17 protein-coding genes and 1 pseudogene are annotated in these 20,460 nt (G+C 67.8%); 7 read left to right on the plus strand and 11 right to left on the minus strand.

Annotated elements, in window-relative coordinates; translation table 11 throughout:
* Positions 1-29 precede the first annotated feature (29 nt).
* The 3 genes and pseudogenes from K3U96_RS26895 to K3U96_RS10495 form a co-directional block, all read right to left on the minus strand.
* Positions 30-698 carry a DUF1460 domain-containing protein gene (locus K3U96_RS26895; RefSeq protein WP_230982499.1) on the minus strand — a complete coding sequence of 223 codons (669 nt, stop codon included), beginning with the start codon at positions 696-698 and terminating at the stop codon, positions 30-32.
* A gap of 60 nt (positions 699-758) precedes the next feature.
* Positions 759-1,619, minus strand: a pseudogene (locus K3U96_RS26900) (lytic transglycosylase domain-containing protein); the annotation flags it as partial.
* An 80-nt stretch (positions 1,620-1,699) separates the two neighbouring features.
* Complete coding sequence (locus K3U96_RS10495) at positions 1,700-2,002, minus strand: DUF732 domain-containing protein (RefSeq protein WP_069403211.1); 303 nt, start codon at positions 2,000-2,002, stop codon at positions 1,700-1,702.
* A gap of 132 nt (positions 2,003-2,134) precedes the next feature.
* Here K3U96_RS10495 and K3U96_RS10500 point away from each other — a divergent pair, with 132 nt between their 5' ends.
* The 4 genes from K3U96_RS10500 to K3U96_RS10515 all read left to right on the plus strand — a co-directional run bounded on the left by K3U96_RS10500 (position 2,135) and on the right by K3U96_RS10515 (position 7,230).
* Positions 2,135-3,415, plus strand: coding sequence for an acyl-CoA dehydrogenase family protein (locus K3U96_RS10500; RefSeq protein WP_220692961.1), 1,281 nt, complete (start codon positions 2,135-2,137; stop codon positions 3,413-3,415).
* A gap of 24 nt (positions 3,416-3,439) precedes the next feature.
* Positions 3,440-3,625, plus strand: coding sequence for a hypothetical protein (locus tag K3U96_RS10505; protein WP_069403213.1), 186 nt, complete (start codon positions 3,440-3,442; stop codon positions 3,623-3,625).
* 177 nt (positions 3,626-3,802) lie between these two features.
* Positions 3,803-5,536, plus strand: coding sequence for a hypothetical protein (locus tag K3U96_RS10510; RefSeq protein WP_230982422.1), 1,734 nt, complete (start codon positions 3,803-3,805; stop codon positions 5,534-5,536).
* Between the two features lie 50 nt (positions 5,537-5,586).
* Positions 5,587-7,230 (plus strand): DUF7800 domain-containing protein, encoded by a 1,644-nt coding sequence (locus tag K3U96_RS10515; RefSeq protein ID WP_220692964.1) that lies wholly within the window; start codon positions 5,587-5,589, stop codon positions 7,228-7,230.
* Here the strand turns inward: K3U96_RS10515 and K3U96_RS10520 are convergent.
* The 5 genes from K3U96_RS10520 to K3U96_RS10540 are packed head-to-tail and all read right to left on the minus strand — an operon-like array spanning position 7,227 to position 13,033.
* A complete protein-coding gene (locus K3U96_RS10520) occupies positions 7,227-7,967 on the minus strand; it encodes an SDR family NAD(P)-dependent oxidoreductase (RefSeq protein ID WP_220692966.1) in 741 nt (246 codons plus the stop codon). The two genes, K3U96_RS10515 and K3U96_RS10520, sit on opposite strands and share 4 nt — an antisense overlap.
* 53 nt (positions 7,968-8,020) lie before the next feature.
* Positions 8,021-9,649 carry a dipeptide ABC transporter ATP-binding protein gene (locus tag K3U96_RS10525; protein ID WP_220692967.1) on the minus strand — a complete coding sequence of 543 codons (1,629 nt, stop codon included), beginning with the start codon at positions 9,647-9,649 and terminating at the stop codon, positions 8,021-8,023.
* Positions 9,646-10,536: an ABC transporter permease gene (locus tag K3U96_RS10530; RefSeq protein WP_220692968.1), complete on the minus strand. Its 891-nt coding sequence runs from the start codon at positions 10,534-10,536 to the stop codon at positions 9,646-9,648. Before K3U96_RS10530 ends, K3U96_RS10525 begins: the two co-directional genes overlap by 4 nt.
* Positions 10,533-11,501: an ABC transporter permease gene (locus K3U96_RS10535; RefSeq protein ID WP_220692969.1), complete on the minus strand. Its 969-nt coding sequence runs from the start codon at positions 11,499-11,501 to the stop codon at positions 10,533-10,535. Before K3U96_RS10535 ends, K3U96_RS10530 begins: the two co-directional genes overlap by 4 nt.
* The gene (locus K3U96_RS10540; RefSeq protein ID WP_220692970.1) at positions 11,498-13,033 is read right to left on the minus strand and encodes an ABC transporter substrate-binding protein; all 1,536 of its coding nucleotides are present in this window, start codon (positions 13,031-13,033) and stop codon (positions 11,498-11,500) included. The genes K3U96_RS10535 and K3U96_RS10540 overlap by 4 nt, the downstream gene beginning before the upstream one ends.
* Before the next feature lie 153 nt (positions 13,034-13,186).
* Here K3U96_RS10540 and K3U96_RS10545 point away from each other — a divergent pair, with 153 nt between their 5' ends.
* Positions 13,187-13,723: a hypothetical protein gene (locus tag K3U96_RS10545; RefSeq protein ID WP_069406690.1), complete on the plus strand. Its 537-nt coding sequence runs from the start codon at positions 13,187-13,189 to the stop codon at positions 13,721-13,723.
* A 22-nt stretch (positions 13,724-13,745) separates the two neighbouring features.
* Here K3U96_RS10545 and K3U96_RS10550 read toward each other — a convergent pair whose 3' ends face one another.
* Both K3U96_RS10550 and K3U96_RS10555 read right to left on the minus strand, forming a co-directional pair.
* Complete coding sequence (locus K3U96_RS10550) at positions 13,746-15,623, minus strand: S9 family peptidase (RefSeq protein WP_220692971.1); 1,878 nt, start codon at positions 15,621-15,623, stop codon at positions 13,746-13,748.
* A 19-nt stretch (positions 15,624-15,642) separates the two neighbouring features.
* A complete protein-coding gene (locus K3U96_RS10555) occupies positions 15,643-16,254 on the minus strand; it encodes a TetR/AcrR family transcriptional regulator (RefSeq protein ID WP_452299539.1) in 612 nt (203 codons plus the stop codon).
* Between the two features lie 110 nt (positions 16,255-16,364).
* Between K3U96_RS10555 and K3U96_RS10560 the strand changes: the two genes are divergently transcribed.
* Entirely contained in the window at positions 16,365-17,447 is a 1,083-nt protein-coding gene (locus tag K3U96_RS10560) for an NAD(P)H-dependent amine dehydrogenase family protein (RefSeq protein ID WP_220692972.1), read from the plus strand.
* Between the two features lie 60 nt (positions 17,448-17,507).
* Positions 17,508-19,271, plus strand: a complete 1,764-nt coding sequence (locus K3U96_RS10565) for an Hsp70 family protein (protein ID WP_220692974.1) — start codon at positions 17,508-17,510, stop codon at positions 19,269-19,271.
* A gap of 24 nt (positions 19,272-19,295) precedes the next feature.
* Here K3U96_RS10565 and K3U96_RS10570 read toward each other — a convergent pair whose 3' ends face one another.
* Positions 19,296-20,384 carry a class I SAM-dependent methyltransferase gene (locus K3U96_RS10570; RefSeq protein WP_220693481.1) on the minus strand — a complete coding sequence of 363 codons (1,089 nt, stop codon included), beginning with the start codon at positions 20,382-20,384 and terminating at the stop codon, positions 19,296-19,298.
* Positions 20,385-20,460 lie beyond the last annotated feature (76 nt).

Genomic DNA, 20,460 nt, shown 5'->3' on the forward strand with positions numbered 1-20,460 from the left:
TGTACCCCACCGAGGAGCTCCAGCAAACGCTATTGGGTCGGGCGGAGCACGACCACGCCCGGCACGGTCTGCAGGTACTCGGCCAGCGGTTGATCGATGACCTTCTCGTGCGCGCGTAACGACGAGGCGTTGCGGAACACCGGCCCGTCGGGTGTGGCGACGAAGATGCCGACGTGGGTGACGTCGAGGCCGCCGTCTTCGGCGAACGCCCCGATGTAGTCACCCGTGCGCAGTTGGCTCAGCACGCCGCCGTCGACCTGGGAACTGGGAATGTAGGAAATGGTCCTGGGCACCACCGGTAGCCCGGGTAGGTAGAGGCCGCCTGAGTCCTTTTCGTTGAGGTTCTTGTGCACCTCAATCACGTTGGGGCTCAACGTCGCGGTGACGTCGGTCGCCACTGCGGGCGATGCGGCGGCCCAGTCGGTGAAGAAGTGCTTCCTGTTCTGGAATGCGACGACGCCGTTTTTGTAGCGCACGTCGATGAGCGCGTCGAGGAACTCCTCGCGATTGCTCGCCCGCTTCAGCGCTTCGACGTAGTCGGCATAGGTGAAGCAGTCCACCTTCTCCAACTCCACCACCAGCTTCTCCGGCGCGTTCGCGGAGCCGACGAGAGTGTCTGCGCCATAAGGCGTTCCAACGAACTGCTGCGAAATCGCGTCGGCGCCTGCACCGGCCGCACCGTTCCTGGCCGTCAGCATCCTCTCGAGGATCTGTGCGCTCTGTTCGGAGATCTGAACCTCGAGCGCCGTGTTCGTCACCGCGCCAGGGTAATTCGCAACAGGAATCGGAGTAGGCTCGGCGTATCCGATCGGCAGGAGCACATCACCGGATGTCGTCAGGTAGTAGACCTCCCACCGGTGATAGCCGGTGAACGCGGCGGGGTCGGCGGCCATGGCGGCGGCGTAGTCGTTGATGGCCCGTACATAGTTGTTCGAGTTGTTGTACCGGTACAGCGCGTGATCGCGGTTTCCGGCGAACCCGTTGGCGGCCAAGTAGCGTCCTGCCGCCATGATGCTGTCGCGCGGCGAGTGGATGTCCCCGCCCGCGCCGAACGTGGCGAACGTGGCGGGCATGAACTGCATAGGACCCTGCGCGCCCGCGGTACTCACCCCGGCGACGCGGCCGAACGCGGTTTCGACGAGGTTGATGGCCGCCAGATAGTTCCAGTCGACACCGAACTCCGCTTCGGCCTCCCGGTAGTAATCCATGAGTTCGGCCGCCGGTGTGGGCGCGACGATCCGCCACGCCGGCAGGGTGTCCTTCGGCCGGCTCATCACGCCGAGTTCCCGGCGCGCGTTGACATTGAGGTCGTAGACCCCCAGGAGCTCGGGCGGGATCCGTGGACGCACGATCGGGTCCCATTCAGGATGGCGTCCGATGGCCCGGTAGGCCGCTTGCTGCCGTTGCGCCGCCGCCGTCAGCGCCGCCTCCGAGGACGACGGGTCGCGCAACGCATGTTCGTCGGCAACCAGGCCCTCGGCGATGTCGACGGGGTCGGACGCGAGCTCACGGTGCGGGGGCTCGGCAGCGGGTGCGGGGTTCGCGGGTGCCGCTGTCGTCGTGGCGGATGTTTCCGGCCGCTCCGAGGTCGAGCATCCGACGAGGACCGACAACATCATGGCGATGCCCGCGACAGCAACAATCCTGGCGATTTCAGATCGGGGCCCACCGGCATTCATTGCCGTCGAAGTTTAGCGGTTCAGGTTTGGTGGGGCTCCGGGCAGAAGTACAGCCGAGCACCGGCCACGATGAAGTTCGACAGCGTTTCGTCTTTCGTCGTGATGTCCAACTTCTCGGCCACCGCCGACGCATCGGCGCCGCGCGCGAGTTGCGCGCATACGTCGCGGGCCAGGGTGCTCAGGGTCGCGCAGTTGCCGGTGAAACCTACCGAGGTCATGCTGCGGCAGAAATCGTCGTCGGGTGATGCGGCAGCGTGGGGTGCGGCCAACAGCGAGCCGATTCCTAGCACCAACAGCGCTGTGTGTCGCGCAAGCGTCGTCATGTCATGTCTTTCCTACCGCTTTACTACCCGCTTCTGGTCGCGGCAGGCGCGATTGGATGCAGATTGACACAGGAGCGTGACCGAGGCCGGGATTGCTGCTTGGCGTCAGAGGCGTGATGACAGACTGCTGGCATGGCGTGGGATTTCAGCACCGAACCGGAATTTCAGGAAAAGCTCGACTGGGTCAAGCAGTTCTGCGAGGAGAAGGTCGAACCGCTCGATCACGTGTTTCCGCACGCGGTGCGCTCACCGGACCCCGCGGTCAAGGCCTATGTGCGTGAGCTGCAGCAGGAGGTCAAGGACCAGGGCCTGTGGGCGATCTTCCTGGACCGCGAACTCGGCGGCCCCGGCTACGGACAGCTCAAGCTCGGCCTGCTCAACGAGGTCATCGGACGCTACGCCGGCGCCCCGCACATGTTCGGGGCGTCCGCACCCGACACCGGCAACATGGAGATGCTCGCCGCGTACGGCACCGAGGAGCAGAAGCAACGCTGGCTCAAGCCGCTGCTCAACCAGGACATGTTCTCGGCCTACTCGATGACCGAACCCCAGGGTGGCAGCGACCCCAACCTGTTCAAGACCCACGCCGTGCGCGACGGTGACGAATGGGTGATCAACGGCGAGAAGTGGTTCACCTCGGCCGGCCGCGTCGCCGACATCCTCTTCGTGATGTGCACCAACGGCATGTTCGTGGTGCCGCGCAAGGCGCCGGGCGTGGAGATCATGCCCGAACCGCGCAACCACAACCACATCGTCTACCGCGACGTGCGGGTGCCGCTCGATCATCTTCTGGGCCCGGAGGACGGCGCGAAGATGCTGGCGCAGCGGCGTCTGGGCGGCGGGCGCATCCACCACGCCATGCGCACCATCGCGCAGTGCAACCTGGCCTTCGACATGATGTGCGAGCGGGCGCTGAGCCGCGAATCGCACGGCAAGGTCATCTCCGAACACCAGATGGTGCAGGAGAAGATCGCCGAGTCCTACGCGATGATCAAGATGCTGCGACTGTTCGTGCTGGAGACCGCGTGGAAGATCGACCAGACCTCGACGCAGGAGGCGCGCACCGACATCGCCGCCGTCAAGTTCACGATGGCGCGGGTGCTGCGCGACGTGTCGTTCAACGCGCTGCACATCCTCGGCTCGCTGGGCACCACCGACCTCACCCCGATCCAGGCGATGTACGCCGGTGCGCCGACGATGGGCATCGCCGACGGCGTCGACGAGGTGCACATGGCCACCGTCGCGCGCCGGGTGCTGCGGGACTACCAGCCGCACGACGGCAACTTCCCGACGGAGTTCCTGCCCTACAAGCGCGAGGCCGCGCGCAAGAAGCTGCAACCCGTGCTGGATGCGCGCCCCGAATTGGCGGCCGCCGCCGAGGCCTACCGCAAGTACCTCGCCGGTCGCCGCTGACAACGCTGCCCCTAGGGTGAAACCATGCGAATCGCCATAGCCGTCATCGGAGTGATCGTCGCGGCGTTCGGCCTTCTGTTCGCGCTGCAGGGTTTCGGCATGGTGGGCGGCAGCCCGATGAGCAACACCACGACCTGGTCCATTCTGGGTCCCCTCATCGCGCTGGTCGGGATCGTCCTGGTGGTCGGCGCCCTGCGTCGAAAGCCGTAGCCCAGAAATATTTTTTCCGTCGCTCGGGTCTGTAACTACTACGGCCGAATTAGCGATGAAACTGTCGAGCGCCGCGACTGCTGGAAACAGGCACCAGCGTTGGGGGAGTCGACGCGCATGTTTTGAAGGAGCAAACGCACAATGGGTGCACCGCTTGAATTTTGCTCGAAGCGTGGCGTGGTCGCCGTTCTGGCGTCCGGAATCGTCATCTCGCTGACAGCCCTTACCGGAGGAATAGCACCGGCGCTGGCCAAGCCGGGATCGGACGACCCGAGTGGGCCGACGACGACTGTCATGGCGCCCGCGCCGAAGGCCAAAGAGCCCAAGCAGGAGGAGGCGCCCAAGGCCCCCAAGGCGCCCAAGGAGGACGCGCCCAAACAGCAGGCTCCGGAACCGAAGGGCCCGGCCCCCGCGGTAGAGGCGCCCGCGCCGCCGTCACAGCCGGCCCCGCAGACCCAGGCGCCACAGACGCAGGCCCCGAAGACCCAGGCCCCGCAGACGCAGGCCCCGCAGACGCAGGCCCCGAAGACGCAGGCCCCGGAGACGCAGGCCCCGTCCGCCGTCGAGCAGCCCGAACCCGAGCCGCAGACCCAGGCGCCGAAGACCACCGTCGGCACCACGGTGCAGCCCACCGAACCGGCCGTCACCGCCGAGCCGGAACCGTCGGCCACCAACGAGTCCAAGCCGTCGAGCACCGCCGAGCGCTCACCGGCCGGCTCCGCTGCCCCCAGCACCGAGAGCAAGGTTGCGCGTACCACGCAGGCCGACGCCGATGCGCCGCCGACGTCGGGCACGTCGGTGGCCCCGTCCGAGGCGCTCGCACCCGACACCGAGGCCAGCAAGGCGCCGTCGTCGCCCAGCAGCGAGTCGCCGACCTCGGAGAGCAAGACCACGACCCGCGACGGCGAATCCGAGACGCCGACGGTGTCGATCTCGCAGGCCGCCAAGCAGATCAAGACACTGGAGCCCGAAACCCTCGAGGCCCCGGCCGAGGACGTGAAGCTGGCCAAGAGCGCCGAGCCGATCCTCGAGAAGCAGCCCGAGCCGGCCGCTGAAAAGGACGTCGCCGCGTTCGCGAACTCGATCCAAACCAGCCTGAAGATCCCGGGCCTGGACATCGGGGCGAGCGCCAAGACCGAATTCGGCGTCGAGCGTCGTGCCGAGCGTCGCCAGGCCGAGTTCGTCAGCAACGTACGCCAGTGGCGTCCGGAATGGATCGAGTACGACAGGTACTACCGCCCGATCATCGCCAACCCGTTCCGGGCTCCGGTGCGGATCGTCTACGTCTACGACATGCGGCCCCGCATCATGTACATCCCGCCGCTGTCGCGGATCGTGCTGGAGGCCGCCAGGTTCGCCGCCTACAGCTTCACCGCGGCGATCCTCAACCCGATCAATGCGGCCATCGACACCGCCCAGGCCCTCACCAACATCGCGGTGGGCAGCTTCTTCGGCGGTGGCTACTACCCGGGTGCCGGGCTGCCGTTGCCGCCGCCTCCGCCGCGGGTGCTGCGTTACGACAACGTGCCCGTACAGGTGCGTTACTCAGATGCGACCTACCAACCCTTCCGAGTCCGTCGGATCGTCGATGTCGGCGAGGACGCCCGGTTCGGTGAGCGCAAGGTCCTTCTCGACGGTGCGACGCCGGCATGGGGCGTGTGGACCCAGACGCCAAGCGGTGAACGGCAATTCGAGGTGCACCGGACCCAGCAGTTCCCGGGTCTGGAGGAGCCCCAAGAGGGTCCGCTGCCGGGCGACTACCGTCTGCAGCTGGCATCCGACGAGTCGTCGTCGGCCGGCCTGACCGGACGCGACATCTTCCTGATGGTCGCGGCCGGGGTGATCGGCACGCTGGGCTTCGGCGCCATCGGGTTGGCGTTCTTCCTGGGACGTCGACGGCCTGAACACTGAGATCGCGCCTCGGGCACCGCTGCCATCGCTAGGTGATGCATGATGGGGCGATGCCCGAGGTTCGCGTAGGGCCCCTGCTTCGTCACGTCGGTGAGACCGACGCGACGATCTGGGTGGAGACGGACATCCCGTGCGAGGTCGAGGTGCTCGGCCACCGCGCGGACACCTTCGAGGTCGAGGGTCACCACTTCGCGATCGTCTGCGTGACGTCGCTGGACCCGGACCGTGAACATCCCTACGAGGTTCGCCTCGACGGTCAGAAAGCTTGGCCGCCATCCGGTTACGAGTTCCCGCAACCCCGGGTGCGGCTGATGCCGCGCGACGGCTCGTTGCGGCTGCTGTTCGGGTCGTGCCGCGCGTCGTCCCCGCATCACCCGCCCTACACCTACCAGCACTGGTGGCACCCCAAGGGTCAGGGCATCGACGTGCTGCGCACCTACGGGATGCGGATGCTGCGTCAGCCGTCGGCGCTGTGGCCGGATGCGCTGCTGATGATGGGTGACCAGCTCTACGCCGATCAGGTCAACGACACGATCAGGGACCTGGTGGCCGACCGCGAGGTGCACGCCGACGGGCCCGTCGAGGTGCTCGAAGACTTCGAGGAGTACTGCATCGGATACTGGGACGCCTGGCGCGATCCCGTTGTGCGGTGGATGCTCTCGACGGTTCCGACGTCGATGATGTTCGACGATCACGAGATCAACGACAAGTGGAACACCTCGTTGGCCTGGCTTCAGGAGAAGCGCCAGACCGACTGGTATCAAACCCGGATCATCGGCGGGCTGATGGCGTACTGGATCTATCAGCACCTCGGCAACATGTCGCCCGACGAGCTGGCCAAAGACCAGACCTTCCGGCGTATGGTGGAAACCCGCGACGGCACCGAGGCGGTCCGCGAGCTCGCGCGCATGGCCGAAAAAGACGACGGTGTCTCGCATTTCAGTATGTGCCGCGATCTCGGGTCGGCGCGCCTGATCGTCGTCGACGCCCGCTCCGGGCGCCAGCTTCAGCCAGGGCGCCGTCGGATCACCACCGACGAGGAATGGGACTGGATCACCGCCAACGTCGACGGGAACTACGACCATCTGCTGTTCGCCAGCTCGCTGCCGATCCTGCTGCCGTACGGCATGCACCACATCGAAGCCTGGTCGGAGGCGGTGGGTGACGGCGCATGGGGCAGGCGGCTGTCCGGGCTGGGGGAGAAGGTGCGCATCGGCGCCAACCTCGACCACTGGGCCTGCTTCCAGGACAGCTATCGACGCTTCGAGGATCTGGTCATCGACGTGGTGAGCGGTAAGCGGGGGCCGGCGCCGGACTCGATGGTGCTGTTCGGCGGCGACGTGCACCACTGCTGGGTGACCGAGGTCGAGGCACCCGACGATGTCGCCGGGCTGGGCACCAAGGTGTGGCAGGTGGTGTGCTCGGGGCTGCGCAAGGAACCGTCGGCGGTCGAACGCGTCGTGCTGCGCGTCGGCCACACCGGGTTCGTCGAGGCCGTCGGCAAGGCGCTGGTGCGGACCACGAAGGTCGGGATGCCGCGGCTACGGTGGCGGCCCGTCACGATGCCGCACTTCCGCAACCAGATCGGCACGCTGGAGATCGTCGGCGGGGAAATGGGCGTGCGGATCGAGAAGGTCACCGGCGGCTGGCGAAAGCCACAGCTGACCACCGTGATCGAGCACAAGCTGCTCTAGCCCGCACCCTTACCGTTGTCCACCCGGTACACCGCGCCGTGGATCGCGGCGGCGTCGTCGCTGGCGAGGAACGCGATCGCCTTGGCCACGTCGACGGTGTCCATGAAGCCGCGCGGTGACGCGATCCGCAGAATCAGATCCCAGTCGGCGTTGTCGGGCGCGGTGAACTCGGTGGTCTGCGCGGTCGGCATTCCGCCGGGGCAGACGGCGTTCACGCGGATCCTCTCCTTGGTGTACTCGACGGCCAGCGCGCGGGTCAGGCCGACCAGCCCGTGCTTGGCCGCGCAGTAGCCCGCGGAGTACACCTCACCTTCCACGCCGGCGATCGAGGCGACGTTGACGATGTTGCCGCCGCTCTCCAGCAGGTACGGCAGGGCCGCGCGGCACAGGTAGAACGGCCCGTTCAGGTTCACCGCGAGGTCGCGGTCCCAGTCCTCGTCGGTCACCGCGGTGCTGTGGCGCATCTGGTGGAAGCCCGCGACGTTGACCAGGACGTCGAGCCGGCCGAACGCCTCGACGCACTGCGTCACCGCGTCGCGGCACGCCGACGACGAGGTGACGTCCACCGACGCGTACCTGCCACCCGGTATCTCGCCGAAGACCGCCGCCATCCGTTCGGCGTCGCGCGCGATGCCGAACACCGTCGCACCGCGCTCGGCGAACAGTTGCGCGACCGCGGCGCCCAACCCCGCCGACGCGCCCGTGACCAATGCGACCTTGCCGCTTAGTGAAGTCATGGATCAAGACCCTCTCACGCCGAGCGTGACGCCATGGCTGCCGGGCCGCCGCATCAGCGACCCGGAATGCTATTTCGGCGGTGAGGCGGCGGTACCGCGGCCAGCAGCTCGCGGGTGTAGTCGTGTTCGGGCGCGGCGAACAGGTCGGCCGCCGGACGGTACTCGACCTGGGCGCCGTCGCGCATGACGAGCACGTCATGGCTCATCTGTTGCACGATCGCCAGGTCGTGGGCGATGAACAGGTAGGTCAACCCCAGCTCACGCTGCAGCCGGGTCAACAGGTCGAGCACCCGAGCCTGCACCGAAACATCAAGGGACGCAGTGGCTTCGTCGAAGATCACCAGGTCGGGTTCGACGGCCAGGGCCCGCGCGATCGACACGCGTTGGCGTTCGCCACCGGACAACTCGTGCGGGTAGGCGCTGGCGAACGAGGCGGCCAGCCCGACCAGTTCGAGCAGTTCGCCGACCCGGGCCCGGCGCGCCTGCCTGCCCCGCGCCAGCCGATGCACCACCAGCGGCTCGGCGATCGACGTGCCCACCCGCGCGCGGGGGTTCAGCGACGAGAACGGGTCCTGTAGCACCAGGCTGATCCGCCTGCGCACCGACTTGACCGCCGAGCGCCGCACGCCGATCACGTCGGCCCCGCCGATGGTGGCGGTGCCGGCGTCGGGTTTGACCAGACCGGTCAGCGCCGCGGCCACCGTCGACTTGCCCGAACCGGACTCGCCGACCAGGCCCAGCGTGGTGCCGCGCCGGATGCAAAACGTCAGGTGGTCCACCGCGTGCACGGTCCGCTTGCCGGTCGTCGTCGTCACCCGGTACCGCACATCGAGGCCGGCGACGTCCAGCAACACCTCGGCGTCGTCGACCGGCGCCGGCCCGGCGTGCCCGACCAGCGGACGGGCGGCCAACAGCTCACGGGTGTAGGGATGTTGCGGACGGTCGAAGACGTCGGCGATCGGGGCCTGTTCGACGGCGCGGCCGTGCTGAAGCACCGTGACGTCGTCGGCCACCTGCCCGATCACGCCGAGGTCGTGGCTGATCCACACCACCGCGGTGGCGAAGTCGCGCTGCAGATCCCGTACCAGCGCGACGATCTGGGCCTGCGTCGTCACGTCCAGCGCGGTGGTCGGTTCGTCGGCGATCAGCAGTTGCGGGTCACACGCCATCGCGACCGCGATCATCACGCGTTGCCGCTGTCCGCCCGACAGTTGATGCGGATAGCTGTCCAGCCGCGACTCGGGCTGGGGCAGGCCGACGGCCTCCAGCAGCTCCAGCGCCCGGGCGCGGGCCTCGCGCCGCGTTGAACGACGATGTGTCTCAATCGATTCGGTGATCTGACGTTCGATCGTCAGCAGCGGGTTGAGCGACGTGGCGGGATCCTGGAACACGAAGCCGATCCGGCCGCCGTGCACGGTGCGCAACAACCGCGCCGACGCGCCGACCAGTTGTACGGCGTCCTTGCCGGCAGCGGCGCCCAGCACGCTCGTTCCGGCGACGACGGCGCCGGGCGCGTCGAGCAGCCCGGTGGCGGCCAGCGCCGTCATCGTCTTACCGGAGCCGGACTCGCCGACGATGCCCATCGTCTGTTCGGGCTGTACGTCGAACGAGATACCGTGCACGATCTCGCGGCGACCGATCGACACTCGCAGGTCGCGCACGCTCAGCGTGGGGCCGGTCATTGCTGCATCCCTTTTCGGCGGGCTTCGGCAAGTGTGCGCTGCTTGGGATCCAGCACGTCGCGCAGGCCGTCGCCCAGCAGGTTGAACGCCAGCACCGTGACGACGATCGCCGCGCCGGGAACCACCGCCATCCACCACGCCAGCGTCACGAAGCCCTGCGAGTCGAAGATCATCCGGCCCAACGACGGTTCCGGCGGCTGAATGCCCAGCCCGAGAAACGACAACGCCGCCTCGGCGAGGATGGCGAACGCCAACGACAGCGAGGTCTGAACCACCAGCGGCCCGGCGATGTTCGGCAGGATATGCCGGGCCAGGATGTAGCCGCTTCCGGTGCCCATGCTCTGGGACGCCGCGACGTACGGTTCGGTGCGCACGCTCAACGTGCTGCCCCTGGCCACCCTGGCGAAGATCGGGGTGTAGACGATCCCGATCGCCAGCATCGTCGTCGTCACTCCCGGGCCGAGGATGGCCACCACCGCCAACGCCAGAATCAGCACCGGGAAGGCGAACATCACGTCGACGATGCGCATGAACACCGTGTCCAACCAGCCGCCGAGGTAACCGGAGACCACCCCGACCGTCACGCCGACGATCACCGCGAACGCGACGCTGACCACCGCCACCCGCAGCGACGCCTGGATCGCCACCAGCACACGGGACAACACGTCACGGCCCAACTCGTCGGTGCCGAACCAGTGCGCGCCGCTCGGCGGTTGCAGCGCGTTGGGCACATCCACATCGTTGACGCCATACGGGGCAAGCCAATCCGCGCCCAGCGCGACGAACACGATGACCGCGAGCACCGCTGCGCTGGCGGCCGTCACCGGATTGCCCAGCAGCAGCCGCCAGAACGCCACCCGCGTATCCCGGTCACCGTCGGCGCTCATGACAACCTGATCCTCGGGTCGACGACAGCGTAGAGTGCGTCGACCATCAGGTTGATGAGCAGGAACAGCGCCGCGATCAGCAGCACCGCGCCCTGGATCACCGGGTAATCCCTTGCCGCGACGGCGTTGTAGACCAGTCGGCCCAGCCCGGGCCAGGCGAACACCACCTCGACGACGATGACCCCGCCGAGGATGGTGGCCAGTTGAATGCCGGTGATGGTCAGCACCGGGATGAGCGCGTTGCGCACCGTGTGGCGGAAGGTGACCACCGCGGGCGGCAACCCCTTGGATCTCGCGGTGCGGACGTAGCCGGTGGCGGCGACTTCGAGCACCGCCGAGCGCACGTAGCGCGTCATGATCGCCGCGGCCACCAGCCCAACCGTCAACGCGGGCAACACGATATGGCGCAGCCAGCCCGCCGGATCCTCGAACAGCGGGCGGTATCCCGACGTCGGCAGCCACCCCAGCGTGGTCGCGAACAGCGCGATCAGCAAAATGCCCATCCAGAAGTCGGGGATCGAGACGCCGAACTGGCTGGCCACCCTGACGATCGCGTCGCTGAGCCGGCCCTCGTGCAGCGCCGACCAGATCCCGGCCGGCAACGCGATGAGCAGCGCGATGAGAATGCCGACCACCGCGAGAGACACTGTCGCAGGCAGCCGTTCGAGCAGGATCAGCGTCACCGGGTCGCCGTTGCGGAAGCTCACCCCCAGATCGCCGGTGAGCGCCGACGTGAGGTAACCGAAGAACTGCGCCACCATCGGCTTGTCCAGCCCGCTGGCGTGGCGCAGCGCGTCGTAGGCCTCCGGTGTGTAGCGCGTGCCCAGCGCGATCCGGACGGGATCGCCGGGCACCAGGTGCACGAGCGCGAACACCACCACGAGTACGCCGACCATCACCACCGCCGAATACAGCAACCGGCGCGCCAGGAACCCGACGACCGGATGCGTCAGCACGCGGGTCATCGCTCCTGCCCCTGCGCCAGATCTGCGGTGCGGAACCGGACCGCCGCGTCGCGGCGGGCCGTATAACCCGTCAGGGCCGGGGTCCACGCCTGGATCACCGACGGGTTGTACAGGAAGATGTAGCTCACCTTGTCGGCGATCAGCGTGGCCGCCTCGTCGTACAGCGCACCGCGCGCCTGCCGGTCGGTCTCCACCCGCCCCGCGTCCAGCAGCCGGTCCACTTCGGGGTCGGAGAACTTCTGGGCGTTGCTGGTGCCCTGCGAATGGTGCTGGGCGTAGTAGAAGTCATCGGGGTCGATGTTGCCCAGCCAGCCCATCATGAGCATGTCGAAGTTGCCGGTGTTCTGCTGGTCCAGCCAGGTGGCGAAGTCGACGGTGCGGATGTTCACCGTGATACCAAGCGGGGCAAGGTTATCGGCGATGATCTGCGCGGCGGTGACGGTTTGCGGATACTCGCTGGTGACCAACAGGTCCATGCCGACGTCGCCGACGCCGGCCTCGTTCAGCAGCCGGTGGGCGGTGTCCAGGTCATAGCGGTAGCGGTGATACGGGGTGTACCACGGGTTGTTTGCCGGGATCGCGAGTTGGTTCGCGGTGGCGGTGCCGTAGCTCGTGGCCGCCACGATCGCGTCGCGGTCGATGCCGTACGCAACGGCCCGGCGCACCCGCACGTCGTTCCACGGTGGCCGGGCTTCGTTGAGCGCCAGATACCAGTAGTCGTTGCTGGCGGTCACCGCCAACGTGATCGAGTCGTCTTCGCGCAACTGCGCAACGCGTTGGGTGGGAACCGAATCCGTCCAGTCGATCTCACCGGCCTGCAGCGCTGAGAGCGCCGTGGACGGTTCCGAGATGAACCGGAACGTGACACCGGAGATCTTCGGTGCCCCACCCCAATATGACGGGTTGGCCCTGAGCGTGATCGAGTCACCGCTCTTTTGGCCCAGGAACTCGAACGGGCCCGTCCCCACCGGGTGGGTGGCGATCTGACCGCTTTCGACGTTGCGGCGCGACACGATCGCCATGCCCTTGAAACCGCCGAGGTTGGTCAGCAGGTTCGGGGTCGGGCGCTCGAGGTTGATGACGACGGTCAGCGGGTCGGGCGCGGTGACGTCGGCGACGGCGCTGAACTTGTCGACGTTGGCCAGTTTCTCGTCGATGATCCGGTGGTAGGAGTAGACGACGTCGTCGGCGCGCAGCGGGCTGCCGTCGTGGAAGCTGACACCACCGCGCAGATGGAAGGTCCAGGTGAGTTGGTCCGGGCTGATCTGCCACGACTCGGCGAGCGCGGGACGCATTTCGAGGTTTTCGTCGGGCTGCACGAGGGTGTCGAAGACGTTCTCCAGCACCTCGAACGAGAAGTAGGCGGTGGTCTTGTGCGGATCGAGTTGGTCGGGTTCACCGGAGATGGCGGCGATGAGGTTGCCCGACACGTCGTCGCCGAGGTCGACCCGTTGGCCAGGTGAGCACGCGGTGAGGGCAAGGACGAGAGAGGCGATGGCGGCGACAGCTGCCGTCACCGCCAGCCGTTTCATGCGCCATCACCTCGGGAGTCGTCTGCACCCGCGTTCTACCCGCTGAGGCCGCTCGGGGAAACGCGGACGCGGCGAAACAGGTGACGGGGCCATGTTCACACTGACATACTCGACGCGGTTCAACGTCGGACGCAGGGTGGAAGGGTGCACATCGTGAGACTTCTCCGTGGGCTCGGGGTGGCCCTGATCAGCGCTGCCACGGCACTCGTGCTGGCTGCGCCCGCCCAGGCGCAAGGAGACGTCAAGGCCCCGGGCGTTCCCGAGGGTGTCTACAACGTCAACATCGACGGACAGGCCGCCACGACGTGGGAGATCTTCCCGCTGTGCGTGCCCACGGTCGGTGACCTGCGCGAACCGCTGTTGCTTCCGGTCGGGTGCACCTTGAAGGTCACCCCGAGCGGTCAGCCCGGCGCCGAGGCCAAGATGATCGGCGGGCGCTGGACGTTCGAATACCCCACGATCGACGGCAAGGTCTGTGCGGACGGCAGCACCGCGCCGCAGCGCACGATCTATGCGTTCGACCCGTACACGTGGGTGGGAACGATGAAGGTGATCCACGGTGCCGCGTGCGGTGAGCAGGCAGCGATGTTCGAAGTGCCGCTCACGATGTCCTTCAACCGCCCACTGGTCATCCCCGTCGACCAGTATCCGCTGATCTGTGAGCCGGGCGGCCTGCGCCGCTGCTTCTGAGCGTCGACGCCGCCGGATCCGCTCACCCGGTAGCCACTCGGCCGCCGAGGTGACGGGCAAGGAAGCGCTCCACCGCGGAGTACATGTCGATCAGGTTCTCCGGGTTGAGGAACCCGTGTCCCTCGTCGTCCTTGACCATGTACTCGACCTCGACGCCGCGGTTGCGCAGCGCCGCCACCAGGTTGTCGGATTCGGCCTGGACGACGCGGGAGTCGTTGGCGCCCTGGATCACCAGAAGCGGGGTGCGGATCTGGTCCGCCCGGGTGATCGGTGAGCGGGCCAGCATGTCGGCCTCCTGTTTCCGGTCCGAGGGATCGCCGACGAACAGATGCCAGTTGTTGGCCAGAAACGGGCGGGCGATGGCCGGCAGCGTGCGCATGAAGGTCGCGAGGTTCGAGATGCCGACGTAGTCGACGGCCGCAGCGAACACATCCGGGGTGAACGTGACACCGACCAGCGCCGCGTATCCGCCGTAGGAGGCACCGAAGATCGCGACCCGATCGCGATCGGCGTAGCCCTGTTCGACGGCCCAGTCCACGGCGTCGATGAGGTCGTCGTGCATCTTGCCGGCGAATTCACCGACCGCGGCCTTGACGAAATCTTTTCCGAACCCCGTCGAGCCGCGAAAGTTGACCTGCAGCACCGCATATCCGCGATTGGTGAACAGTTGCACCTCGGGTGAATAACCCCAGCTGTCGCGGGTCCACGGACCGCCGTGCACCAGCAGGACCATCGGCAGCCCGACCGGTTCGACGCCGACCGGAAGGCTCAGATACGACGGGAGAGCCAGTCCGTCGCGGGAGGTGATCGTGACCGGGGTCATCGGCGCCAGCGCCTGCGGATCCAGATGCGGATACGGCCGAAACAGCTGCCGGCTTTCACCTGTCGAGTGGTCGTAGTAGTAGGTGACGTCGGGATCACGGTCGTGGGTGAAGCTGACCACCCAACGCTGCTCGCTGGCATCCGACGACACGGTGGCCAGATCGCCGTCGGAGAGCTTGGCCAGGTTGTCCAGCACCGCACCGAAGTGCGGGTCCAAAACGGAAATCAATTGGCGCTCACCGTGATAGCGGGCGCCAAGCAGCTCGCCGGTCCGTTGGCTGACGATGAGGGTCGGCACGATCCCGAGTGGCCCGCCGAGGTCGAACACCGGGTGGCTGTCGACCTCGGTCTCCTCACCGGTTGCGGCGTCGAGGCGGGCCAGGCGAACTCGGCTGCTGTCCTTGTTGGAACCCAGCCACAGGCCGCTGCCGTCGGGGGTGGCGTGCATCGGCAGGATGCCCACCGGGTAGTCGGCGCCGTCGTACGTCGAAATGGGATGTGACGTCTGTGTCGCGGTATCCCATCGCGCCAACGAGACATCACCGTCGGCGGTCATCGTCGACGAGAACAGCTCACCGTTGCGGGCGCACAGCCAGTCGAACACGTCGCCGGGATTCTGCGCGAGCAGGGTGAGCTCGCCGGAGGCGATGTCGAGTTCGTAGACGTCGAGCAGCTCGACGGTGCGGGTGTTGAGGTAAACGACCGCTTTCGCCGGCCGCCCGGCGGGCAACTCGAACATCGCTTTCGCCCCGGCAAACGGCGTCAGGTCGACGGCGGGGGCGCCGGGATCATCCGGGTCGACGCGGTACACGTGCCAGTTCTCGTCCCCGCCGTTGTCCTGCACGTAGAGCAGCCACCGGGAATCGTGGGTCCAGCGGTACATGTAGACGCTGCGGGTCTCGTCGGCCGTCACGCACCGCGAGTCCTCATCGCAGTCGACACTCTGCACCCACACGTTGAGCCGGTTCTTCCACGGCGCGAGGTAGGCGATCCTGGTGCCGTCCGGTGAGATCGTCGCCAGCGCGCGCTCCGGTGGGCTGAAAAACTCTTCGACAGAGATCTTTTCGGGCAGGGCCACGGGTTCCTTTCGGATTGGGTCATGACGGGACGGGTCCACCGAGCCGGCCGTTGGTGGCCTCCCGGATCGCCCGGTCGATCAGCGCCAGCACCTCGTGCTGGGTGACGTTCTGGCCGTCGACGACGACGGCGGTGCTGACGTCCTCGTCGACGACGCGAAACGCCGCGGTGACGGCGGCCGCGCACAGCCGGACCGTCAGGTCGTCGTCGGGCAGCCGCAGGCGTTTGGCGATCACCGGAATGAAGCCGCGTTCGAGTTGGTCGTGCACCATCAGGTACGCGGTGCGCAACGCCGGCTCGGTTTGCGTGCTCGCCGCGATCCGCATCGCGGTGTACTCGTCTTCGATGTCCTGCTGGCTCATCGGGTGCTCGACGGCGTCGGCGACGAGGTGCTCGGCCAGCGACAGTTCCGGTGGCCACCGGTCCAACACCGCGATGAACCGGTCGGTGGACTTCGCGAGCACCGGCTCGACGCAACTCTCCTTGGTCCGGAAGTAGCGCCAGATCGTGCGCGTCGAGAGCCCCGCGGCCGCGGCGATGTCATCGCCACTCGTGGCGGCCACCCCGCGTTCCCAGAACAGCGCGCACGCAAGGCGGGAAACGCTCAGCCGCGCCTCGGCCAGGTTGGGGATCGTGCCCTCCTCTCACAACGGCTGTCACTTAGTGACACGTCCACTCTGTCACTAAGTGACACCGTCCGTCAAACGGATCGAACCCCCGTGGCGGCTCTAAGGTGTAGGGCGTGAAATCTGACGCCAAACGCGTGGTCATCTGGGGAACCGGTTTCGTCGGCAAGATGGTGATCGCCGAGATCGTCAAGCACCCGCATTTCGAACTCGTCGGTGTCGGCGTGAGCAATCCCGACAAGGTGGGCCGCGATGTCGGCGAAATCTGCGGCTTGGCAACGTCATTGGGGTTGACGGCGACCGACGACGTGGACGCCCTGATCGCGCTGAAACCCGACGCGCTCGTGCACTACGGTCCCACCGCGGCGCACGCCGACGACAACATCGCGTTGATCACCCGGTTCCTGCGGGCAGGCATCGACGTCTGTTCGACGGCGATGACCCCGTGGGTGTGGCCGAGCATGCACCTCAACCCGCCGAACTGGATCGAACCCGTCACGCAGGCGTGCGAGTTGGGGGAGTCGTCGTGCTTCACCACCGGCATCGACCCCGGTTTCGCCAACGACCTGTTCCCGATGACGCTGATGGGCCTGTGTTCGGAGGTCCGCAAGGTGCGCGCGAGCGAACTGCTCGACTACACCGACTACACCGGTGACTACGACCGGGAGATGGGCATCGGCAAACCGCCCGAGTACCGCCCGCTGCTGGAGAACCCCGACATCCTCGTATTCGCCTGGGGCGCAACGGTACCGATGATTGCGCACGCTGCGGGCATCATGCTCGATGAGATCACCACGACATGGGACAAGTGGGTGACGCCCACCGAACGCAAGACCGCCAAGGGCATCATCGAACCCGGCAACGTCGCCGCGGTGCGCTTCACCGTCAACGGGATTTACCAGGGGCAGACCCGTATTCAGCTCGAACACGTCAACCGCATCGGCAACGACGCCGCACCCGACTGGCCGGCCGGTAACGAGAACGACGTCTACCGCGTGGAGATCGACGGCACGCCGAGCATCTTCCAGGAGACCGCATTCCGGTTCACCGACGGATCGGGTCGCGATGCGGCCGCCGCCGGTTGCCTGGCCACCGGGCTGCGCGCGCTCAACGCGGTCCCCGCGGTCAACAGCCTGTCCCCGGGCTGGGTGACGGCGCTGGATCTACCGCTGATCCCCGGGGCGGGGACGATCCGCTGAGAAGCGCTAACCTCGCCCCTGCGGCGTGATATCGGGATATTTTCATCGAGACGGGAAACCATGTCTGACGGCGTAGGGCTGTCGGTTGGGGCCACCAACCTGGCGGCCGTGGTAGTGGGCCGGACCGCGGTGTCGCGGTCCCCGGTACTCACGCGCTACCCCCACCGGCCGCCCGAGGTCGGCGTGCCCAGCGAGAACCCGCGGCTCAACGAGCGCGGGCTGATCCTCACCGACTTCGTCGACAGGGTGGGTGATCCGGTCGGCATCGTCGCCGCCGACGGCACCACCCACCGCGCCGACGTCGTGCTGGCCGATGCGCTGCGCGCCATGCTCTACGCGGTCGGCGGTGGCCGGGTGCCCGCCGGGCCGATCACCGTGACCCATCCCGCGCACTGGCGCCCCGCCGCCGTCGACGCGTTGCGCGAGGCGCTGGCCGCGGTCCCCGAATTTCGGCAGCCCAAGCAGGTGCCGGTGGTCTCGGATGCGACCGCGGCGCTGACCGCGCTGCAGGACGACCCGGGCGTGCCCGCCCGCGGCGTGATCGCCCTGTGCGATTTCGGCGGCAGCGGAACGAGCATCACGCTGGTCGACGCGGCCAACGGCTACACCCCCGTCGGCCCGACGGTGCGGCACAGCGACCTGTCCGGTGACCTTATCGATCAGGCGCTGCTCACTCATGTCATCGAGGACCTCTCCGCGGCGGGCAGCATCGATCTGTCCGGGACGTCGGCGATCGGATCGCTGGCCCGGTTGCGCGCGCAGTGCCGCGGCGCCAAGGAACGGCTGTCCACCGCAGCCGCCACCACCCTGATCGCCGACCTGCCAGGGCACCGCACCGAGGCCAGGGTGACCCGCAACGAACTCGACGAAGCGATCCGCCAGCCGGTCGCCGAGTTCACCGCGGTGTTACAGGACACGTTGGAACGCAACGGGATTCACAACGCCGACATCCTCGCTGTGGCATCGGTGGGCGGCGGTGCGCGCATCCCGATCCTCACCACCGCGCTGTCCGAGCACTTCCGGGTACCGGTCATCACCGCCGCGCACCCCGAGTTGACGGCCGCGATCGGCGGGGGCCTGGCAGCCGTGCGCGGGACGGTCGAGGAGGGCGCGACGTCGATGTCGGCCGCCGCCGCGACCGCCATGGCACCCGAAGCCGCGCCGCCGCCGCCCGGCACGCCCGGGGCGCTGGCCTGGTCGGACGCCGAGGACATCCCGGAGGTGTCGGCCGCCGACCCGTACGACTATCCGGTGGTGAACGGGCGGGCGTCCGAACCGCGTCCGCAGGTGCAGTTCGAACACGAGTCGTGGGACGACCTGCCGCCGCCTCCGCTGCCGTGGTATCGCAAACCCGCAGTCGCGGCGGGCGTCGGCGTCCTCGCGGTGCTGGCGGCGCTGACCGCCGCGGCGCTGTTCGTCATCAGCGACGACGCCGCCCCCTCGCCGGCGTCGACCACCGACCCCATCACGGCCACCCCGCGGCCGGCCACGACGGCGCCGCCGACCAGCGAACCAGCGCAGGTGACGCAGGCACCGCCCCCGCCACCGCGCACCGTCACCCAGCAGGCGCCCCCGCCGGTGACCCAGACGGTCACGGCGCCACCGCCGCCCGAACCGCCGCCGACCACGCCGGAGCCCCCGCCGCCGACCACGCCGGAGCCCCCGCCGCCGACCACGCCGGAGCCCCCGCCGCCGACCACGCCGGAGCCCCCGCCGCCGACCACGCCGGAGCCCCCGCCGTGGAGTCCGACCCCGCCGTACCCGACGATCCCGGGACTGCCGTGGGTGCCCGCGCCGCAATTACCGCAACCGCCGGGTCCGTGACGGCGCCCCGTCGCGGGTGCAGCCTCAGTGCAGCTTCGGCCGCTTGATCAGCACCAGGTGGGCCATCGGTATCTGCATCTGCTCGGGCGCCGCGGCGACGCGTTCGCCGACCCCGCCCTCCAAGCGGTCGAAGAAGGCCTCCGCACGTGCATCGGTCAGGCCACCGTCGAGCGCCCTGGCCAGCGTCCGAAACACCGACGCGCGCAGAAACGACGCCCATTGCCTGCCGAAAATCGCAGCGTCTTTGTTGATTTGGTACTGCTTCCAGTACCGGTCTTCGGCGTCGAACACCTCGAGGTGCTCGATCTCGAGCTGTTCGAAGCGGCCCTTCGGCGCGAACGGCGCCATGAAGTCGGCCTTGCTGCGGCCGACGGTCGGAATGCACATCCGGTGTACTTCGTCGGCCGAAAGCAGACCGTGGCCGGCCAGTTCGTTGAGCGTGTCCACCAACGCCGCCAGCAGCGGACGGTAACCGAACTCGCCGGCGTCGTCGACGGCCATCGTCATCACCACCAGGCGGCCGCCGCGGCGCAACTCCCTGCCGCGGCACCCGATGAACGCCAGCCAGTCGTCGGCGGCCTGCTTGGCGTAGGCGGCGCGCACCTCGGCGCTGGCGCTGTACGCCATCTGCACATGGTCGGGGATCGGCGCCGGGACGCGGCGAAGCCACTGCACCGCCCAGGAACTCCACCCCAGATGCACGCTGCTGGTGGGCAGGATCTGCTCGTAGAAGGACCGGCCGACCGCCGTCGGGAACGTGTTGGAATCCTCGTGCAGGTAACTGTCGGGATCCTCGGTCAACGTGCGAAACAACGCCGAGAAGTCATTGTCGGGCACATCGGTGTGGGCGATCAGAACCGAGTGGTCAAGCCGGGTCCGCTGGCGTATCGCGCGCACCGCCGAGCAGATCGGCAGCAGCGAATTGTGGCCCGTGGCCGCACCGTAGTCGGCCATGACGATCGGCTGCGGAGCGGCAGGCAACGGCACCTCCGATGCGGCCTTCTCGAACAGCGCGATGGCCGGGCGCAAACCGGCGGCCTGCAGACGCGAACTCGCGGTGTAGGACTCGCTTTCCATCGGTTCGGGACGTACGACGATGCTCGATTCGGGCACCGCGACGTCCGAGACATGCGGACGGTTCACACCCACGACCGTAGTCTTCGCGGCCGTGGGCGTGACAGACTTCGCC

The organism is Mycolicibacterium holsaticum DSM 44478 = JCM 12374, from assembly GCF_019645835.1.
GTDB classification, from domain to species: domain Bacteria; phylum Actinomycetota; class Actinomycetes; order Mycobacteriales; family Mycobacteriaceae; genus Mycobacterium; species Mycobacterium holsaticum.

Excerpts from the sequence above, each read along its gene's own strand:
- K3U96_RS26895 (WP_230982499.1), bottom strand. The coding sequence starts at position 698 with ATGCTGACGGCCAGGAACGGTGCGGCCGGTGCAGGCGCCGACGCGATT.
- K3U96_RS10495 (WP_069403211.1), bottom strand. The coding sequence starts at position 2,002 with ATGACGACGCTTGCGCGACACACAGCGCTGTTGGTGCTAGGAATCGGC.
- K3U96_RS10500 (WP_220692961.1), top strand. The coding sequence starts at position 2,135 with ATGGCGTGGGATTTCAGCACCGAACCGGAATTTCAGGAAAAGCTCGAC.
- K3U96_RS10505 (WP_069403213.1), top strand. The coding sequence starts at position 3,440 with ATGCGAATCGCCATAGCCGTCATCGGAGTGATCGTCGCGGCGTTCGGC.
- K3U96_RS10515 (WP_220692964.1), top strand. The coding sequence starts at position 5,587 with ATGCCCGAGGTTCGCGTAGGGCCCCTGCTTCGTCACGTCGGTGAGACC.
- K3U96_RS10520 (WP_220692966.1), bottom strand. The coding sequence starts at position 7,967 with ATGACTTCACTAAGCGGCAAGGTCGCATTGGTCACGGGCGCGTCGGCG.
- K3U96_RS10525 (WP_220692967.1), bottom strand. The coding sequence starts at position 9,649 with ATGACCGGCCCCACGCTGAGCGTGCGCGACCTGCGAGTGTCGATCGGT.
- K3U96_RS10530 (WP_220692968.1), bottom strand. The coding sequence starts at position 10,536 with ATGAGCGCCGACGGTGACCGGGATACGCGGGTGGCGTTCTGGCGGCTG.
- K3U96_RS10535 (WP_220692969.1), bottom strand. The coding sequence starts at position 11,501 with ATGACCCGCGTGCTGACGCATCCGGTCGTCGGGTTCCTGGCGCGCCGG.
- K3U96_RS10540 (WP_220692970.1), bottom strand. The coding sequence starts at position 13,033 with ATGAAACGGCTGGCGGTGACGGCAGCTGTCGCCGCCATCGCCTCTCTC.
- K3U96_RS10565 (WP_220692974.1), top strand. The coding sequence starts at position 17,508 with ATGTCTGACGGCGTAGGGCTGTCGGTTGGGGCCACCAACCTGGCGGCC.